This window comes from Borreliella carolinensis, assembly GCF_032595855.2.
Lineage (GTDB): Bacteria > Spirochaetota > Spirochaetia > Borreliales > Borreliaceae > Borreliella > Borreliella carolinensis.
On the sequence record NZ_CP132453.1, the window covers coordinates 325,523 to 345,296 of the forward strand.

At 29.2% G+C, this 19,774-nt stretch carries 15 protein-coding genes; 10 read left to right on the forward strand and 5 right to left on the reverse strand.

The features are described from left to right. Positions 1–87: 87 nt before the first annotated feature. A complete protein-coding gene (locus tag QIA46_RS01580; RefSeq protein WP_317268200.1) occupies positions 88–1,146 on the reverse strand; it encodes a FecR family protein in 1,059 nt (352 codons plus the stop codon). 275 nt (positions 1,147–1,421) lie between these two features. Between QIA46_RS01580 and QIA46_RS01585 the strand changes: the two genes are divergently transcribed. Further along, positions 1,422–2,558 (forward strand): LysM peptidoglycan-binding domain-containing protein, encoded by a 1,137-nt coding sequence (locus tag QIA46_RS01585; protein WP_317268201.1) that lies wholly within the window; start codon positions 1,422–1,424, stop codon positions 2,556–2,558. Between the two features lie 94 nt (positions 2,559–2,652). Next, positions 2,653–3,012: an outer membrane protein assembly factor BamD gene (bamD, locus tag QIA46_RS01590; protein WP_071983318.1), complete on the forward strand. Its 360-nt coding sequence runs from the start codon at positions 2,653–2,655 to the stop codon at positions 3,010–3,012. A gap of 20 nt (positions 3,013–3,032) precedes the next feature. Here bamD and QIA46_RS01595 read toward each other — a convergent pair whose 3' ends face one another. The 3 genes from QIA46_RS01595 to QIA46_RS01605 are packed head-to-tail and all read right to left on the reverse strand — an operon-like array spanning position 3,033 to position 7,917. Beyond that, entirely contained in the window at positions 3,033–4,142 is a 1,110-nt protein-coding gene (locus QIA46_RS01595) for a vWA domain-containing protein (protein WP_316256107.1), read from the reverse strand. A gap of 50 nt (positions 4,143–4,192) precedes the next feature. Further along, positions 4,193–7,000 carry a periplasmic flagellar collar protein FlcA gene (flcA, locus tag QIA46_RS01600; RefSeq protein ID WP_317268202.1) on the reverse strand — a complete coding sequence of 936 codons (2,808 nt, stop codon included), beginning with the start codon at positions 6,998–7,000 and terminating at the stop codon, positions 4,193–4,195. Positions 7,001–7,020: 20 nt separating this feature from the next. After that, positions 7,021–7,917 carry a 1-acyl-sn-glycerol-3-phosphate acyltransferase gene (locus QIA46_RS01605; RefSeq protein ID WP_317260163.1) on the reverse strand — a complete coding sequence of 299 codons (897 nt, stop codon included), beginning with the start codon at positions 7,915–7,917 and terminating at the stop codon, positions 7,021–7,023. Between the two features lie 408 nt (positions 7,918–8,325). Here QIA46_RS01605 and QIA46_RS01610 point away from each other — a divergent pair, with 408 nt between their 5' ends. The 7 genes from QIA46_RS01610 (at position 8,326) to QIA46_RS01640 (ending at position 17,556) form a co-directional block, all read left to right on the forward strand. Then, positions 8,326–9,897, forward strand: a complete 1,572-nt coding sequence (locus tag QIA46_RS01610; protein ID WP_317268203.1) for a peptide ABC transporter substrate-binding protein — start codon at positions 8,326–8,328, stop codon at positions 9,895–9,897. Between the two features lie 114 nt (positions 9,898–10,011). After that, entirely contained in the window at positions 10,012–11,598 is a 1,587-nt protein-coding gene (locus QIA46_RS01615) for a peptide ABC transporter substrate-binding protein (protein WP_316256111.1), read from the forward strand. Positions 11,599–11,727: 129 nt separating this feature from the next. Continuing rightward, on the forward strand, positions 11,728–13,353 hold the full coding sequence (locus tag QIA46_RS01620) for a peptide ABC transporter substrate-binding protein (RefSeq protein ID WP_317268204.1): 1,626 nt from the start codon (positions 11,728–11,730) through the stop codon (positions 13,351–13,353). Between the two features lie 364 nt (positions 13,354–13,717). After that, positions 13,718–14,638 carry an ABC transporter permease gene (locus QIA46_RS01625; protein ID WP_316256113.1) on the forward strand — a complete coding sequence of 307 codons (921 nt, stop codon included), beginning with the start codon at positions 13,718–13,720 and terminating at the stop codon, positions 14,636–14,638. 12 nt (positions 14,639–14,650) lie between these two features. Further along, entirely contained in the window at positions 14,651–15,700 is a 1,050-nt protein-coding gene (locus QIA46_RS01630; RefSeq protein WP_316256114.1) for an ABC transporter permease, read from the forward strand. 11 nt (positions 15,701–15,711) lie between these two features. Beyond that, positions 15,712–16,584: an ABC transporter ATP-binding protein gene (locus QIA46_RS01635; protein WP_317268205.1), complete on the forward strand. Its 873-nt coding sequence runs from the start codon at positions 15,712–15,714 to the stop codon at positions 16,582–16,584. After that, positions 16,585–17,556 (forward strand): ATP-binding cassette domain-containing protein, encoded by a 972-nt coding sequence (locus tag QIA46_RS01640; RefSeq protein WP_014023576.1) that lies wholly within the window; start codon positions 16,585–16,587, stop codon positions 17,554–17,556. A 20-nt stretch (positions 17,557–17,576) separates the two neighbouring features. On the opposite strand, the gene QIA46_RS01645 is transcribed toward QIA46_RS01640, so the two are convergent. Next, a complete protein-coding gene (locus QIA46_RS01645) occupies positions 17,577–18,308 on the reverse strand; it encodes an early set domain-containing protein (protein WP_014023577.1) in 732 nt (243 codons plus the stop codon). A gap of 139 nt (positions 18,309–18,447) precedes the next feature. On the opposite strand from QIA46_RS01645, the gene eno reads away from it, so the two are divergent. After that, entirely contained in the window at positions 18,448–19,743 is a 1,296-nt protein-coding gene (gene eno, locus QIA46_RS01650; protein ID WP_317268206.1) for a phosphopyruvate hydratase, read from the forward strand. Positions 19,744–19,774 lie beyond the last annotated feature (31 nt).

A 19,774-nucleotide genomic window follows, 5' to 3' on the forward strand; every position in this document is an offset into this window, starting at 1 on the left:
AAGTAAATTCTGAATGTGAATTTTAAATTTCGTTGTATATCATCTCATCTAACAAATAACTTTAACATAAAGCCAAATATATAAAAATTAAAATTCTCTAGGACGCAATAAATACAATTCATTAGCATTTAAATTGCTAGTAACATCATCACTTGAGCGTCTTAAATACATCTTTAGAGAATGGATTGTTTTAAAAAACTTATTTTTTAAAATATTTTTATTAGTTTTGTAATCTTTTAAAAATTTTGAAATGGGTTCGTGAACAGTTATTGAATTATCCAAAAAAGTAGAAAAATATTTCAAAATATCATCTACAAAATAAAACCTATTAGCCAAATCAACAAAATTATTAAAAAGTACTCCAATTCTACCCTTTAAATAATTAACATTTTTAATCATATCAACCCTGTTACCAAATTTATAATTTTTATCTTCCAGGCTCCATTTTGAATATATAGAATTAAATTTAAAATCTTTTATTAAATAATTATACATAAAGTCAAATCTAAAACTATCTTCAATATATTTTAAAATAAAAAAATATAAAAACCCTTTATTTAAAGACATAAAATTATCTTTAGCCATCCTTATAAAATTTTGATTAATACCATTTAGAGTGCCTTCATTAACTTTGTGTAAAAAAGAATTTCCATTAAAAAGCAAAAGACTAGTATTAGGAAAAATTAAATATTCGGCTTTATTAATATGCCTGATTCTACCCTTGTAAACATTAATAAAAAAATTATTAAAATAATCGCTATTGACATAAAATTTTGAAGTATTTTCAGCTTTAAACAGATTATTATCTGTTACAACAGAAAGTGAAGATCCTTTAACAATGTCATAAACTATAGCATCAACACTTCCTCTAAATAAATACACTTTTGCATCTTGCAAATCTTTAAGAGAAGAATAAAACACAAAACTATTTGTATTTGAATAAAAAATTAAATCTGCAGAAATACCATTTATTTCATATAAATTTATTTTAAGCTTTGAATTTTCTCCAACCTCAATAAAATCATACTCAAAAATTTCGTCATCTAAATCCAACTTAACAGAAAATGAATTTCTAACAACATTAACTTTACCTTCTATTTCTTTTACAACTGCCACTTGAGAAAATAAAGCTCCACTTGAAAGCAATATTAAAAGGACACAATGATATATTCTAAAAATATAGTTCTCCTGATCTTTGAAAAACTTATAAATTTAATTATACCTTGTTTTATATAAATTTATTACACTTTGAACAATAGCAAAAAAGAAGTATAATTTAATTTAAGAATTAAAAATATTAAGTTTTTATTGACATACTATAATTGCTATACTAATAAAAATAGTTAAACTAAGAACTTTAATATTTAGAGGTTCTTACTTTAAAAAGATAATAGAAGCCAAGTTATTAGAAGGGTGTATTTATGAATATAAAGAATAAATTAATATCGCTGCTGCTAATTGTAGTAGCAATCTCTTTTATCGCATGCAAAACGCCTCCAGAATCAAGAGAGAGTAAAAATGCTAAAATTGCACAACCAGATAATAAAAATTTTCAATTAAGAGATATAAAAGACATTAAAAATGAACTAATAAAAGAACGGGGACATCTTTTTTATTCCAAAGAGTTTAATGAAGCTGAAAGATTAGAAGAGGCAATGAAACAAAGTTTTTTTAAAAAAAAAGCAATAGAGGGAAATGAAATTGCCCTTAAAGTACTTGAAAGATACAAAACAATAATAAAAGAAACACGGGAGAAAAAAGAAAAAACAAATTACCTTAAAGAAAATATTGAAAAGTATCTAAACGATGCAGAAGCAAATGAGGCATACATATGGATTCCATTGGAAATCGACGAAGTAAATAACTTATATTTTGAAGCAACAAGAAAATATAAAAATTACGATCTTGACAATGCCCTTGACATGTATAGCAAAGCCTTCAACAGAGCACAACAAGCAGCAAAAAATGCTAAAGAAGCCAAAGCTTTAAAAGAAACTGATGAGAGAATGTACAAGCAATTAAAAGCGCTTGAAGCGGCTTCCAACTTGCCAATTTATAGCAATAATAAGCTTATAAAGCCATCTCCATGGAATGGTAGAGCATTTATCAAAGAAAGAAACAGTAACTTAAACTTTTTAAATACTAATAAAGACGCTTATCTTCTTGGAGATGCAGAAACTTCAATTCCAATAGTACTCGCATACGAAGAAAGAGTAGAAATAGGAAAAAATTCCAAACCTCAAGAACAATTCAAAACACTAGAACTTATTGAACGATCTAGAACATTATGGGAAAAAGGGGTTGAAGCTAAAAATGTAAAAAACTTTAGACTTGCTAATGAACTATTTTTAGAATCTGCAAGATACCTTGAAGCTTATCAAAGCAATGCAAGCAGTGAACTTTATGTAATAAAAATAGGCAATACCTTATGGGGCATTTCTAAAAAATTATACAACGACCCTTACTTATGGCCAAAAATTTGGTTTGCCAACAGACAAAAAATACAAAATCCAGATCTAATTCATTCTAACTGGAAGATAATAATTCCTGCCAAATAAGCAAAAACGATCATATAGCAAGGCCGTTGGCCTTGCTTTCTTGTTTTATATCTAATAAAATTAAATAATAAAAATATTCTAAAAAGAGACAGAAATGAAAAAGCTAATATTACTAAACTTAATATTTATTTCCTGCTATACAATTAACTTAGAAAAATTAACAAAAGAAACTCCTTATGGAATTTATCTCAGAGAGGCTCAAAAAGCTATCAATGTTAATGATTATAACTCTGCCTTAAAAGCATACGAAAAAATGATTCAAAATTTTGCTCACAATCCAAATATAGTTGCTACTGGCAAATATGAAATTGCATTCATATACTATACAACAAACAAAACAGAAAAAGCAAAAAAAATCTTCCAAGAGTTAATAGAAAATAATATGGAAATGCCTAAATGGATTAAACCTTTAGCCAAAAAAATATTAAATAAAATAGAAAATAATAAAAAATAAGAATTTAAGAAATAAAATTTTTACTGAAAAATTATTCCATAAATTGTAATATCTTTTTCCTTTGCAGAATTAATAACATCTTTATAAACAACAGATCCTCTTGGATACTCATGAGGAGGCGCATCTCCTATAACAATAATAAATCTTCTTTCTGCCCGCCAATCAAATTGAGTCACAGCAGCATCAATCCCCTCAAACACAGCTTCTGGATAATCTCCCCCGCCACCAACATTAACATATTTAAGAATATTATTTAAATAAGGAATGGTATTAAAATCAAAAGCTTTGGTTAAAAAATCTTCAAGATAGTCTTTATAAAAAACAAGACCTATTCTGTAAGACTTAAACTTTTGAAGTTGAGGCTCTATTATTGAAAACAAATGCTCTTTTAGAATCTCAATATTGCTTTTCATGCTGTCAGTAACGTCAATAACAAGCACTAAATCTAAATCATAAACTGAATCTTCTGATTCTTTTAAAATTTTGTTTATTTTATCAACAATATCAATGCCATTATTAGCAATAACAACTTCATCTGAAAATTTTGTAAAAGTGTCCTTTAATTCATTAAATTCAATTTTTCCATGCTTTTGGTTATCCTTGAAAAGCAATTCATAAGCATTGTCTTGATACCTACCCAAATAATCATTATACTTTTTCTCAAAAGATCTTATAGAAAACCAAAAGGGTTCTTTTTTGTTTTTTAATATTTCTAAATCAATCTCACCACTTCTTGTTGAAAAATTTGGAAATCCGTATTTTAATTTTTTGGGAATCAATATATGAAAGGCTTCTCCAAACTTTTTATTAGGAACAGGGGTGGAAGATGTCAATGATAAAAGTTCTTTATTCTTAATAACTCTTCCATTTAAAATCCGAATTTCATCGCCATTAACCTTATTATAACTTAATGTACGAAATGAATAAGTAGCCACATCTTTTTTCTTATCGGGAATTTCAAAAGACTCTGTCAATATTACTGATTTAATTGCAGGTTTTTTTCTAATAAAAAGATGAAATCCCTCTTCATGGGCTTCAACATAAACATCATCGATGCCTATTTTTAAAGAACCATCTTCAAATCCAAACAAATAAAAGCTAATAAAAAGAAATAAAAAAATTTTCTTCATAAGGAAACCGCCCTCATAAATAACTCAAAACCAATGAATAATATCTATAATTAAAGTTTTTCAGATAAATTTTCATAAAATAAAACATTTGATTTAGAAAAACTATTCTTAAAAATATTCCTGAGATTTAAACTAGCAAGATCTTTTTTAACACTTTTTACCATATCTTCATCTCTATTTAATATATCAAAAATCCTAGCTGATTCACTTAAATTACTAACTCCGGAATTAAAAAGTTTAGCATCTCTTATGGATGAAAAAGAAGCCATTACTTCTACAACCCCAAGATTATTATAAGTTTCAATTTCTTTTAATAAAAGAGTTTTATGATAATCATTTTCTTTGGGATTAAAATTTAAAACATTGGCCTTCTCTAGTTCTAAATTCTGCATAACCCTTAAATAATAGCTCCTAGAAGCTAAAAAATCTCCTATCTTATAAAGGGTCAAGGCAATAGAATTTAAAACTTCGTTACTACTTGAAAACCCGGCCATGCTCTCTACTTTAAATAAATATTTCAATGCATCATCATAATTATTTTCTCTGTAACTAAGTAGTCCAACTTTATAGTAAACATCTGGATAATCAACACCCTCATTTATTGCCAATTTGTAAGAAGATATCGCAGACTTAAAGTCATTTAAAGATCTAAGAATATCGCCTTGCTTTTCATAAATTGAAGAAATCTCCTTAGATCCTTTTATAAGATTGTGTTTTTTATAAAAAGAATAATCGCTCAAGGCCAAACCAATAATATTGCTAGCCCTAAGAGAATCTCGAGATTTTTCATAAATGTCTGCTAAAATTTTATAAGCCAATATCTTGTCCCCAGCATCCTCAATTGAATTTTTATGCCTAAAACTATTTAATGCTTTAAGTAAATAAACTTCGGCTTTCTTAAAATCCCCTATGTAATACGAATATCTTCCACTTTCAAAAAGCGCCTTATCGTAATTAGGATTTTTGTTTAATATTTTTCTGAGAATGTATTCAATCTCTGAATTCATATTAACATTATTGTCAAGCTTAAAAACAGTTCTACCATCATTTCTTTTAAAATCAGAAAATTCCTTATTCAATAAATTTGTTTGCCCATTAAGATAATTTAAATTTATAGCAAGATTATTTGCTCTTTGATTATAAGTCACAAGAGAAATATACTTGTCTACAAGCTTTTTAGCATATTTTGTATAAACAACCTCATCAATATCTACAATTTCATTTGACTTGATAAAATTATTAACATTGTTAGACTCAGTATCTAAATTAGCCTCAATATAAGCATTGAAAAGTTTAAATAAAATTTCCTTTTTTTGTCCATATTTAGAAAGAACAACCGTATAGCTATTAATACTATCTTTATAGTAATTAGAATTTATCTTAGCCCATTTAAAATAATTATCTCCCTTTAATACTAAGGCATCATAATCGTAAAGATCATAAGATATAATCTCATCAAGGATTGAATTAGCCTCAGAATGTTCTCCAAGACCAATTTTCATAGAAGCATACGCAATATATCCTTCCTTATTAAACTTTTTTCGCCTTCTATTTGTAGAATTTTTAGAAAAAGGTTCAATCGTAAACAATTCCTCATACTTCTCTTCAGCGCTATCAAAATCTCTAACGTCTTCAAACGCTTTAGCATAATTAACAAACCATTTATCATTAGGCCTAATATAATAAGCATCTCTAAAGATAGCTTTTGCAAGCTCTCTCTTATTTGCATATATAGATTCTATGCCCTCTTTATACTTGCTCTCAGAAGCAACATAAAAAAATACTACATCTACTATAAAGTACAAAGAAATTAAAACTAAAACAACAAAAAGAGAGGCTATTTTTATCAAAGGTAGCAAAGCCCTTGAGACTCTATAGCTTAATTTTTGTTGAAGTTTGCTAAATTCTTCCGCCTTAAAATAAATTAAAGGCAATTTAATAGATCGCCCAACAATATCCCCTACAAATTTAGCAATAAATTTTAACCTTTTTGTATTTTTTTCAACAAGGTCAATTAACGCTTCAAGCTTAAACCTTGAAACATTCTCCTTAGTTAAAGCCTCAGCAATTGCAATTCTTAAATTTCTAGGATAGGAATTTAAATGTTTTAAAAATAATGGATAATTAACTTTAAATTCTAAACGTTTAAAATTTGAATTTTGATCATACTCTAAAAATTTAAAATCATCTGCAACATTTTCTAAATCATCCTCATCAGCACCTAAATTCAAACTATCTTCAGTAAACATCTCTGACTGTTCGTCTGCTTGGGTTTTACCATTAACCACATCACCAATATTAAACTCATTAGATTCATTGAATTGTAAAAAATTACTATCCCCCGAAACAGAAGATTCATTGCTAGCTTCAAAAAAATTATTATTATTACTCTGATTATTAATCAATTCTTCAGAATCAAGTTCTGAAGAATTGATTAAATTATCAAAATCAAGCTTAGAAGCAATTTCTAAATCAACAGAATTATCATCAAGAACTTTGTCAATATCATTCTCAAAAGAATCGCCAGAAGAAACGTCAAAATCGTTATCCAAAGTTGAAAGCTCTGAGTCCACATCAACCTTCAAGTCAGAACCACTTAAAGGCAATTTGGCATTAAAAATGTCAGAATAGGGTAATTTATCCTCATTCTCAAGAGCATCAAGCATAAAATTTAAATCAAGCTCATCATCATTTTCTTCTAAAGCAAGATCTTCACCTATCCAAGGAACAATACTCTCTCCAGGCTCAGGAAGCTTAACCTCCATACTCACGCCAAAAGATTCTTTAGATAATCTTTCATTAGAAAGATTATCTAATATTTCTCTTTTAAACTGTATTATCTTATCTAAATCAGGCATATTGCAATCAAGTTCCTAGCTCATAAAAAGCTCTTTTTATAAAATTCAAGCCCTTCTGCATGAAGAACATTAAAGCGATTTTCTAAATCTTCAGCAATTTTTAAACCCAAAACTTCCTTTGTAATCTCTGTCTGAGAATCTTTCAAGGTGTTTAAAATTTTATCCCTATATTCAACAATGCTTACAACCTTGTCAGCATTATAAATAAGGGAGTCTCTTTTAAAAACATCATGAGACATATCTCCATCCTCAGAAACTTCTAAAACATTTCCATTGACTCCGATCATCAAATAATAATCAAAAATTTTAAAATAATTGCCAATTTCTAAAATTACTTTTTTTGTTTCAGGTCTTCCTTTTCTATACCTAGTAGCGGTAGGAAAAATAAGTATAATATACCCACTATTTTTCTTTTCATAAATATACTTCATAGAATTAGCATTAAAAACACGCCTTTGCCTAGCATGTTCTAAACCAACCCCAACAAATGCGTGCGGTGGATACACCAATATTGCATTGTATCCCAAAGAAAGAGTTTTAACAAACAAATTATCTCTGAAAAGCTTAACTCCAGCTATTGGAATAATATGATCTGCAATATCACGGTAACCCATTTTATAAAGTAAAAATTGAAAACAAGGAAAATCAAAATTACTATAATGCTCCATTAATATAATTGAAGACTTGCCAGATTTAGTCTTTTGGTAAAGTTCTAAAATATTTTGCATGCCAACAATGGTAGATCCACTCTCAAGAAGTCTCTCTATCATTCTGTCTACTAATCTTCTACTATTAGAATCTGCATTTCGATAAGATTTATCCAAATAATTAACATTTTCAACAGACTTAAATTGACTTAAAAAGTCGCTTTCCATGTCTTTAAAATATTTATCAAAACTTTCATTTTGTACAAACATAAAACCAGCACCCTTTAAAGCATTCTATGTTGCCACTTAACCATTAGTTAATTCATTTTATTTACTACAGACAAAAAGCTCTCTAAGACTAACAATAAATAACTAATATTAAACAAGCATACATTTTTGAAAACATTTCAAACCATTATACCTTATTTACTACACAAATTAAAGTAAAATTTTAGCTTGTAACAATAGATAAATAACACTAAAAACTATTAAGGCTATTTAGACTTTTTTTATTGAAAGAATTAAAGTAAAATTTAAATACAAGACAAATTAAAGTGCTGGAGGCATATATATATTTAAAATTAAAACAAAATAAATATTCTTTATTAAAATTTATTAAAAAAGATTAATAAAGAATGAGAACAAAAGATATATAAAATATTGAAAAAGGAAAATCCCATGAAATATACAAAAATAGCCTTAATGCTAATAATTTTTTCTTTAATAGCATGTATTAATAATGCAAAAAAAGAAAAAATGGTTTTCAGAGTATCAAACTTAAGCGAGCCATCATCACTCGATCCTCAACTCTCAACAGACCTTTACGGTAGCAATATTATTACAAACCTATTCTTAGGCCTAGCAGTAAAAGATTCTCAAACCGGAAAATATAAACCAGGACTTGCAAAAAGTTGGAACATTTCTGAGGATGGAATTATTTACACATTTCACCTAAGAGAAGATATAGTTTGGAGCGATGGAGTTGCCATTACTGCTGAGGAGATAAAAAAATCATATCTAAGAATTTTAAATAAAAAAACAGCCGCAATGTATGCTAATTTAATAAAATCTACAATAAAAAACGCACAAGAATACTTTGATGAGACAGTACCTGAGTCTGAACTTGGCATAAAAGCTATTGACAGCAAAACCCTAGAGATAACATTAACATCTCCAAAGCCTTATTTTCCTGATATGCTAACAAACACAGCATACATACCAGTTCCAATGCATATTGTTGAAAAATATGGAGAAAATTGGACAAATCCTGAAAATATGGTTGCTAGTGGCGCATACAAACTTAAAGAAAGATCAATTAACGATAAAATCGTAATAGAAAAAAATGATAAATATTATAATGCAAAAAATGTAGAAATTGATGAAGTAATATTTTACCCAACAGAAGGTAGCGTAGCTTACAATATGTACATAAACGGTGAAATCGATTTTCTACAAGGAGCAGAAAAGAATAATTTAGAAGAAATTAAAATAAGAGATGATTATTACTCTGGATTAAAAAACGGAATGGCATACATAGCATTCAATACAACAAAAAAACCACTAGACAATTTAAAAGTTAGACAAGCCATCTCCCTTGCTATTGACAGAGAAACTTTAACTAACGTGGTTTTAAAAGGAGGTTCAGATCCAACAAGAAATTTAACTCCAAAATTTGATGATTATTCTTATGGAAAAACTTTAATACTATTTGATCCTGAGAATGCAAAAAAGCTTTTAGCTGAAGCTGGATATCCGGATGGGAAAGGATTTCCCACATTAAAATATAAAATCTCGGGAGGCAGACCAACAACAGCAGAATTCTTACAAGAACAATTTAAAAAAATACTAAACATTAACTTAGAAATCGAAAATGAAGAGTGGACAACATTTCTAGGAAGCAGAAGAACTGGAAATTACCAAATGTCAAGCGTGGGATGGATAGGAGACTATTTTGATCCTTTAACATTCTTAGACAGCTTATTTACAACAGAAAATCATTTTTTTGGAGCATACAAATATTCAAACAAAGAGTATGATGCTTTAATAAAAAAATCTAATTTTGAACTTGACCCAATAAAAAGACAAGACATTTTAAGACAAGCTGAAGAGATAATAGTAGAAAAAGATTTTCCTATGGCACCTTTATTTATACCTAAATCCCATTACCTTTTCAGAAATGATAAATGGACGGGATGGGTACCAAATATTGCAGAAAGCTATTTATATGAAGATATTAAAACTAAAAAATAATAAAATTAAGTAAAATAAGTAATTTTAAAATTAAGATTTAAAATTAATATCTATAGAAAGATTAAATTAAAATTAAATTTTAAAGCAAACTTTAAAATGGAGGTATAAAAATTTATGAAATTACAAAAGTCATTATTTTTAATAATATTTTTTCTAGCTTTTCTTTGTTGTACTAATAAGGAAAAAAAAGAAGGAGTATCATTTAAAATAAGCTTGGGGGCAGAGCCAAGCAGTCTTGACCCTCAATTAGCAGACGATAATGTTGCATCAAAAATGATAGACACATTGTTTAAAGGACTTGTTACAGGAGATCCTAATACTGGAGGAAACAAACCTGGACTTGCAAAAGGATGGGATATTTCTCCTGATGGAAAAGTTTACACATTTAACCTAAGAGAAAAAATCACTTGGAGCGATGGAGTTGCGATTACTGCAGAAGGAATTAGAAAATCTTATCTTAGAATCTTAAATAAAGAAACTGGTTCAAAATACGTTGAAATGGTTAAATCAGCAATCAAAAACGGTCAAAAATATTTTGATGGCGAAGTGTCTGACTCTGAACTTGGAATCAGAGCGATTAACGAAAAAACATTAGAAATAACACTAGAATCGCCAAAGCCTTATTTCATTGACATGTTAGTACACCAGTCATTTATTCCAATACCAATTCATGTTACTGAAAAATACGGACAAAGCTGGACAAGCCCCGAAAACATGGTTACAAGCGGACCTTTTAAATTAAAAGAAAGAATTCCTAACGAAAAATATGTCTTTGAAAAAAATGATAAATATTACAACTCAAATGAAGTAGAAGTAGAAGAGATTACATTTTATACAACAAATGACAACATAACAGCATATAAAATGTACGAAAATGAAGAACTAGATGCAATCTTTGGATCCATACCACCAGATTTAATCAAAGATCTAAAATTAAGAAGCGATTATTATTCATCAGCTGTTAATGCCATATACTTTTACGCATTCAATACGCAAATCAAACCACTTGACAATGTTAAAATTAGAAAAGCCTTAACCCTTGCTATTGACAGAGAAACACTTACATATAAAGTTCTTGACAACGGAACTACTCCTACAAGAAGAGCAACTCCCAACTTTAGTTCATATTCTTATACAAAAAATTTAGAATTATTTAATCCTGAAATTGCAAAAACCCTTCTGGCTGAAGCTGGGTATCCTAATGGTAATGGATTTCCAATTTTAAAATTAAAATACAATACAAACGAAGCAAATAAAAAAATTTGTGAATTTATTCAAAACCAATGGAAAAAAAATTTAAATATTGATGTGGAACTTGAAAACGAAGAATGGACAACCTACTTAAATACTAAGGCAAACGGAAATTATGAAATAGCAAGAGCAGGATGGGTGGGCGATTATGCTGATCCTTTGACATTTTTAAGCATATTCACACAAGGATACACACAATTCTCATCTCACAATTACTCAAACCAAGAATACAACGAACTTATTAAGAAATCCGATCTTGAACTTGATCCAATAAAAAGACAAGACATCTTAAGACAAGCAGAAGAAATAATTATTGAAAAAGATTTTCCAATAGCCCCAATATACATATATGGGAATAGTTACCTTTTCAGAAATGACAAATGGACAGGCTGGAATACCAATATTTTAGAAAGATTTGATTTATCTCAGCTAAAATTAAAAAATAAATAATTAATAATTAATTTAATCAAATAAAAATCGTCTATTAATTTATTTCTTATGGACGATTTTTATTGACTTTATTCTAAAAAAAAGATAGCTTAAAATTTATAAATAATTTTATTTTGGGAAAAGGTTAATATGAACTTTAATAAAACTAAAAAAATAGGTAAAAAATTTAAAATAGTAACACTGCTTATGCTTGCCGTGTCTTTAATTGCATGCAATAATAATTCAGAAAAAGAAAAATTATCATTTAAAGTATACATAGGGGGAGCACCTTCATCGCTTGACCCGCATTTGGTAGATGAGACAATCGGAGCAAGAATTTTAGAACAAATATTCTCAGGACTTTTAACATTAAATACCAAAACAGGAAAGATAAAGCCTGGACTTGCTAAAAATTGGGAAGCCTCAAAAGACAAAAAAACATACCAATTTTATCTAAGAGATAACCTTGTTTGGAGCGATGGTGTTGAAATCACTGCTGAAGGGATAAGAAGATCTTTTTTAAGAATTTTAAATAAAACAACAGGATCTACGCATGTTGACATGCTTAAATCAATAATAAAAAATGGACAAGAGTATTTTGATGGCAAAGTATCTGATTCTGAACTTGGAATCAAGGCAATTGATAGCAAAACATTGGAAATAACGCTTACATCTCCAAAACCCTATTTTCTTGAATTACTCCTACATCACACATTCATGCCAGTACCTATTCACGTTATTGAAAAATATAAGGGAAATTGGACAAACCCCGAAAACATGGTTACTAGCGGTCCTTTTAAATTAAAAAAAAGATTACCTAATGAAAAAATTATATTTGAAAAAAACGACCGCTATTATAATGCAAAAGAAGTAGAACTTGATGAGCTTGTCTACATTACATCTGACAATGATCTAACTGTATACAATATGTACAAAAACAACGAAATTGATGCTATTTTTAACAGCATCCCACCAGACATTGTAAATGAAATAAAACTACAAAATGACTATTATCAACACAAAAGTAATGCAATTTATTTATACTCGTTTAATACAAAAATAAAACCTCTTGATGATGTTAGAGTTAGAGAGGCTTTAACACTAGCTATTGACAGAGAAACTTTAACTTACAAAGTGCTAAATGATGGTACAGTTCCTACAAGAGAAATAACCCCTGATCTTGAAAATTACAATTACGGTAAAAAATTAGCTTTATTTGATCCTGAAAAATCCAAAAGGCTTTTAGCAAAAGCTGGATATCCTAATGGAAAAGGATTCCCAATGCTAACACTAAAATATAATACAAACGAAACTCATAAAAAAATTGCCGCATTTATTCAAAATCAATGGAAAAAAATTCTAAATATAAATCTTATGCTTACTAACGAAAATTGGCCTGTTCTTACCAACAGCAGAAATACGGGCAATTTTGAAATAATAAGAGTTGGTCGTATTGGGGAATACTTAGATCCACACACATACTTTACTATATTCACAAGCGAAAATTCACAACTTGCATCCTACAGATATTCAAACCCAGAATTTGACAAACTCATCAGAGAATCGGATTTTGAAAAAGATCCTATAAAAAGAAAACAATTACTCAGAAAAGCAGAATCAATAATAATTGAAAAAGATTTTCCTGCCGCACCAATATACATATATTCTGGGCACTATCTTTTTAGAAACGACAAATGGACTGGGTGGAGCCCTAATGTATCAGAGGTTTATTATCTTTCTGAATTAAAATCAATTAAAAATGCAAAGCATAATTAATTTTTAAAAAGGCTTAATATCAATCAAAATAATATTTAAGCCTAATATAAAAGCAAAGCTGCCTAAATCTTAAGATAATAGCTTTGTTTAAAGCAAAAATACATAAATAATGTGTAAGATTCTATGATAATTTTACTTAGAATCTTACACAAAAAAATTCTTCTAAAATTAAGATAATAAAATTTTAAATAAAAAATTAAAATCAAAAAATACATTTTATTGAAAATAAAATCATTAATTATAATACAAAAAACCCCTTATTCTATCAAAAATTATCAATTACAGCTTGAAAAACAACAAAGACTATATGATATAATTGACTAATACGTAATGTTTGCCAATATCTATTCACAAAGGAGCAAAAATGTTAAAGTTTACTTTAAAAAAATTAATAGGAATGATACCAACTTTACTAGTAATAATTTTTCTATGCTTTTTTGTAATGAGAATGGCTCCTGGAAGTCCATTTGATTCTGAAAAACCCATTGACCCTCAAGTAAAAGCAAGATTGATGGAAAAATATCATCTTGACAAACCTTTTTATATTCAAGCTTTTTATTATATTTCAAATGCTCTCAAAGGAGATCTGGGACCTTCTTTAAAAAAGAAAGATCTTACAGTTAATCAATACATAAAATTAGGATTTCCAAAATCACTTACACTAGGAGTAATATCCCTTATTATATCACTATCAATAGGAATACCAATAGGCATATTGGCTGCTATTTATAAAAATACTTATGTAGATTACATAATAACATCAATAGCAATATTAGGGATTTCCATACCATTATTCGTAATAGGACCAATTTTACAATACTTTTTTGCAATTAAATGGGGTTTGCTTTACACCTCTGGATGGATTTCAGAAAGAGGAGGATTTTCAAATTTAATTCTACCCATAATAACTCTTAGCATGCCTAATGTAGCTATTTTCGCAAGAATAATCAGAGGATCAATGCTAGAAATAATACAAAGTGATTTTATAAGAACTGCACGCGCAAAAGGGCTAAGCTTCAAAAAAATAGTTATAAAGCACATGTTAAGAGGAGCAATGCTGCCTGTAGTAAGCTACATAGGCCCAGCATTTGCTGCTATAATATCTGGAAGCGTAGTTATTGAAAAAATATTTAGAATTGCTGGAATGGGAATGTTTATAACAGAATCCGCACTAAACAGAGATTACCCAGTATTGATGGGAGGATTGTTAGTATATTCAATAATACTACTTATTTCTATATTAATATCAGACATTATATATAAAATGTTGGATCCAAGAGTATAAGGGGAAATAAAAATGAATAACCTTGAAAAACAAAATGAACAAAACAATTCTAAACTTGAAAGAAGAGCTTGGTCAAGATTTAAAGAAAATAAACTGGCATTTGGCAGTCTTTTTGTAATTGGATTTTATATCTTAATTGCCATTTTACAACCAATATTACCAATATATAAATATCATACTCAAATAGTAGAGCATTCCGATTTGCCACCATCTTTCCAGATTGCTGGAGAACTCTGGTATAATAAAGAAAAAAAATTTATTGAAAAATTAGCAAAAAAAGAAAAAAGAGAAATAAATGAAGAAGAACTAAAAAAGCTCGAAGACATTAAAAGAAAAATAGAAAATGAAGTTCAAGTTATAGATAAAAAGAAAGTAAAAATACACAAAAGAGTATATTTGCTTGGTACAGACAATCTTGGAAGAGATTTGCTTGCAAGACTAATACAAGGCAGTCAAATTTCTCTTTCTGTAGGATTTATTGGGGCTTTTTTGTCCATGATAATAGGAACTATTCTTGGATCAATAGCGGGATTTTTTGGGGGATTGACTGACAAGGTAATAACTAAAATAATCGAAATTCTTTATGTATTACCCTATTTACTTATTGTAATAATACTAATGGCAATAATGGAAAGAAGTATAATAGGATTATTCATAGCACTTGCATTTGTATCATGGTTAACAGTAGCTCGAGTTGTACGAGGTCAAGTACAATCACTATCAAGTTCAGAATTTATACAAGCGGCCAAAACTCTTGGCGCAACAAATCAAAGAATAATCTTAAAACACTTAATCCCTAATAGCATTGGAATGATAGTTATATTCACAACAATAAGGGTTCCAAGCTTTATTATGGCTGAAGCATTTTTATCCTTTTTGGGTCTTGGAATTTCAGCTCCAATGACAAGCTGGGGAGAATTAGTGCAAAATGGAATTGCAACATTTGTTGAATATCCATGGAAAGTTTTTATTCCAGCTATAGTTATGACAATATTTCTATTATTTATGAACTTTTTAGGTGATGGGCTAAGGGATGCTTTTGATCCAAAAGACAGTATCTAAGGAGAAATTGAATGGAAAAAGATAATATATTGGAAATAAAAAACTTAACAATTGAATTTAGATTAAAACATACAACAATCCATCCCGTAAGCAATGTTAACCTATCTGTAAAAAGAGGAGAAATTAGAGCTATTGTTGGAGAATCTGGAAGTGGAAAATCAGTAACAAGCATGGCTATTTTAAAATTATTGCCGGAACTTACAACAGTATATAAAAGTGGAGAAATACTATTTGAAAATCAAGATCTGCTAAAACTTAGCGAAAAAGAACTTTTAAAAATTAGAGGTAATAAAATATCAATGATATTTCAAGACCCAATGACTTCATTAAACCCATTTTTAAGAATATCAACGCAACTTGAAGAAACAATAATCTTGCACCAAGGATTAAGGAAGAAAGAAGCCAAAGAAAAAGCAATCGAAATGTTAAAAACTGTTGGTGTTGTAAACGCAAAAGAGAGAATAAAACATTTCCCGCATCAATTTTCAGGAGGAATGAGACAAAGAGTTATGATTGCTATGGCTCTTAGCTGTCATCCATCCTTACTAATAGCAGATGAACCAACAACAGCCCTTGATGTTACAATCCAAGAGCAAATATTATTATTAATCAAAAACCTATCTAAAAAATTCAATACTTCTACCATATTTATAACTCATGATCTTGCGGTTGTTGCTGAAATTTGTGATACCGTATCTGTAATGTATCAAGGAAAAATTGTAGAAGAAGGAACAGTAGAGGAAATATTTAACAATCCTAAACATCCTTACACCATTGGGCTTTTAAAATCAATTCTTACGCTAGAACACGATCCAAATAAAAAGCTTTATTCAATAAAAGAAAACCCCATTAAGATCACAAAAACCAGCGCTGAGGAGTTTTAAATGAGCAGTAAAAAAGAAATAATTCTTAAAGTAGAAAACTTAATGCAAACATTCACAACAGGAGAAGATTTTTTATTTTGGAAAAACAAACAAAAAGTAAATGCGGTAAACAATGTTAGCTTTGAAGTTGAAAAAAATAAAACTTTGGGACTCGTAGGAGAATCTGGGTGCGGCAAATCTACTACTCTTCGATCAATAATGCAACTTTACACGCCAACTTCTGGAAATATTTACTTTAACGAAAAAAACATAACCAAACTTTCAAAAAAAGAACTCTTAAAAACAAAAAAAGATATGCAAATGGTATTCCAAGATCCTCATACTTCGCTTGATCCAAGAATGACAATAAAGGAAATAATAGCAGAACCGCTAGAAATATACAATGAAAACAAAATTCTTCCAAAAACAAAGCAAGAAATAGAAAAAAGGGTAAACGAACTAACAGATATCGTCGGATTACATAAAAGCATGTTAACCAGATATCCTCATGAATTTTCAGGGGGACAAAGACAAAGAATAGGAATTGCTAGGGCACTAGCTTTAAATCCTAAGCTTTTACTTTTAGACGAAGCCGTTTCTGCGCTTGATGTATCAATCAGAGCTCAAATTTTAAATCTGCTAAAAACTCTGCAAAAAGAATTCAATTTGTCTTATTTATTTATTTCTCACGATCTTGCTGTAGTAAAATACATGAGTGATAAAATTGCCGTAATGTACCTTGGAGTTATCCTAGAGCTTGCACCCAGAGAAACACTATTTTCAAATCCAATTCATCCATATACTAAAATGCTAATAGCATCAATTCCCGAGATCAACCCCGAAAAACGAAAAAATAAAAATATAAAACTGGATGAACAAACTCTAGCAAACATTAGAAAAATTCATTTATCAACCCAAGTACACCCAAAACTTGAAGAAATAGAAAAAGATCACTTTGTATCTAAATACCTTTTTGATGAAATGAATAAATAAATAATTAAATGATTTAAAAGTTACTTATGGTCAAAATAGGAGACTTCAAAATCTATTTTATTATCAATTCCCTCAACAAAGTACAAATTAATTCTATTAACATTATTTTTATCTATTACTTTGTTACCAGAATCAATAAAATAATAATAAATTCTATCTTTTGGTAAATTTTTAAGCTTAATAGTATAAATTCCCTTATTATCCTCTTTTTCAATAAGCCTATTTAAAAAAGGATTAAAATTATTAAAACTACCAGCTATTGTAACTATTTGTCCGGGACGACCTATATAAAAAATTTCAATTTCATTGTTATCATATGATTGTATTGGATTTCTCAAAGAAATATAACTGGACTTTTCTTTAGCAACCTTAATTTTAGAAAATGGGATTAAATCCTCATTATAAACCACATTTTTATTATACTCATCATTAGTCCAAACACCATCTACAATAAGCCTATATTTTATATTGCTTGTGCCATGGGGAATATTGACCTTAACAAAAAAAACTCCATGTTCATTTTTTTTGTATAAATATTTCTTAGAATACTGATCAAAGTCAAAAGCAGCAAAAATTTTTCTAATTTCCTTATTGGGAGGATAAAACAATAATATACGATTGGAATCAACCATAGGCTCAAAATTGTCTTTTCTTGTTGAAACTTCTAGAAATTCATTTAAACTTAAATCAAAATCATAAATTAAATAATCATCTGAAAAAAGATTGTTAACGCATAAAGCTACAAAAACCAATAAATACAAACACCTTTCTTTCATCGATTATACGCAAAACTCACAATAATAATTCTTTTGGTAAAATGCTACACATTTAAACTTTTTAACATTATACTAAAAACATACATTAAAGTAAATAATTCAAGGAGTATAAAAAATGGGTTTTCACATTTATGAAATCAAAGCCAGACAAATTATTGATTCTAGAGGGAATCCAACGGTTGAAGCTGATGTCATTTTAGAAGATGGAACTTGCGGGAGAGCTGCCGTACCATCAGGTGCATCAACAGGAATTAACGAGGCTGTTGAGCTTAGAGATGGAGATAAGTCTGTATATATGGGGAAAGGGGTTTTAAAGGCAATTGAAAATATAAAAAACATAATTGCCCCAGAACTTGAAGGCATGAGCGCCTTAAATCAGGTTGCAATCGACAGAAAAATGCTTGAACTTGATGGTACCCCTACAAAAGAAAAACTTGGCGCTAATGCAATCTTAGCAGTTTCAATGGCTACAGCCAAAGCTGCTGCAAAATATCTTGGACTTAAGCCTTATCAATATCTTGGAGCGTACAAAGCTAACATTTTGCCTACACCTATGTGTAATATTATTAATGGTGGTGCGCACTCAGACAACTCTGTTGACTTTCAGGAATTCATGATAATGCCAGTAGGGGCGAAAACTTTTAGTGACGCAATAAGAATGGCAGCAGAAGTTTTTCATACACTAAAAGGCATTCTAAGCAGCAAAGGATATGCAACTTCTGTTGGAGATGAAGGGGGATTTGCTCCAAATTTGAAATCAAATGAAGAAGCTTGTGAAGTGATTATAGAGGCAATAAAGAAAGCAGGATATGAGCCTGGGAAAGACATTGCAATAGCTCTTGATCCAGCAACATCTGAGCTTTATGATCCAAAAACAAAAAAATATGTACTTAAATGGTCAACAAAAGAAGAACTTACCTCCGAACAGATGGTTGAATATTGGTCAAAATGGGTAGAAAAATATCCAATTATTTCAATTGAAGATGGCATGGCCGAAGAAGATTGGGATGGATGGAAAAAACTTACAGACAAAATTGGAAACAAAATACAACTTGTTGGAGATGATTTGTTTGTAACAAACACCTCGTTTCTTAAAAAAGGAATTGAAATGGGAGTTGCTAATTCAATCCTTATTAAGGTCAATCAAATTGGCACACTAACAGAAACATTTGAAGCTGTGGAAATGGCTAAAAAAGCAGGTTACACAGCAATAGTCTCCCACAGATCAGGAGAAACAGAGGATACAACAATAGCTGATCTTGTAGTGGCTCTTGGAACAGGACAAATCAAAACCGGTTCACTCTCAAGAACAGACAGAATAGCAAAATACAATCAACTCATAAGAATAGAAGAAGAATTGGAAACAATTGCTGAATACCACGGTAAAAGCGTCTTTTATTCTATTAAATAGAAATAAATCAAATCCCTGCAAAGGGATTTTT

What these genes read in the sequence shown, in the direction of transcription:
- eno (WP_317268206.1), top strand. Translation starts at nt 18,448, where the DNA reads ATGGGTTTTCACATTTATGAAATCAAAGCCAGACAAATTATTGATTCT.
- QIA46_RS01615 (WP_316256111.1), top strand. Translation starts at nt 10,012, where the DNA reads ATGAAATTACAAAAGTCATTATTTTTAATAATATTTTTTCTAGCTTTT.
- flcA (WP_317268202.1), bottom strand. Translation starts at nt 7,000, where the DNA reads ATGCCTGATTTAGATAAGATAATACAGTTTAAAAGAGAAATATTAGAT.
- QIA46_RS01610 (WP_317268203.1), top strand. Translation starts at nt 8,326, where the DNA reads ATGAAATATACAAAAATAGCCTTAATGCTAATAATTTTTTCTTTAATA.
- QIA46_RS01585 (WP_317268201.1), top strand. Translation starts at nt 1,422, where the DNA reads ATGAATATAAAGAATAAATTAATATCGCTGCTGCTAATTGTAGTAGCA.
- QIA46_RS01630 (WP_316256114.1), top strand. Translation starts at nt 14,651, where the DNA reads ATGAATAACCTTGAAAAACAAAATGAACAAAACAATTCTAAACTTGAA.
- QIA46_RS01620 (WP_317268204.1), top strand. Translation starts at nt 11,728, where the DNA reads ATGAACTTTAATAAAACTAAAAAAATAGGTAAAAAATTTAAAATAGTA.
- QIA46_RS01605 (WP_317260163.1), bottom strand. Translation starts at nt 7,917, where the DNA reads ATGTTTGTACAAAATGAAAGTTTTGATAAATATTTTAAAGACATGGAA.
- QIA46_RS01625 (WP_316256113.1), top strand. Translation starts at nt 13,718, where the DNA reads ATGTTAAAGTTTACTTTAAAAAAATTAATAGGAATGATACCAACTTTA.
- QIA46_RS01640 (WP_014023576.1), top strand. Translation starts at nt 16,585, where the DNA reads ATGAGCAGTAAAAAAGAAATAATTCTTAAAGTAGAAAACTTAATGCAA.
- QIA46_RS01635 (WP_317268205.1), top strand. Translation starts at nt 15,712, where the DNA reads ATGGAAAAAGATAATATATTGGAAATAAAAAACTTAACAATTGAATTT.
- QIA46_RS01595 (WP_316256107.1), bottom strand. Translation starts at nt 4,142, where the DNA reads ATGAAGAAAATTTTTTTATTTCTTTTTATTAGCTTTTATTTGTTTGGA.
- bamD (WP_071983318.1), top strand. Translation starts at nt 2,653, where the DNA reads ATGAAAAAGCTAATATTACTAAACTTAATATTTATTTCCTGCTATACA.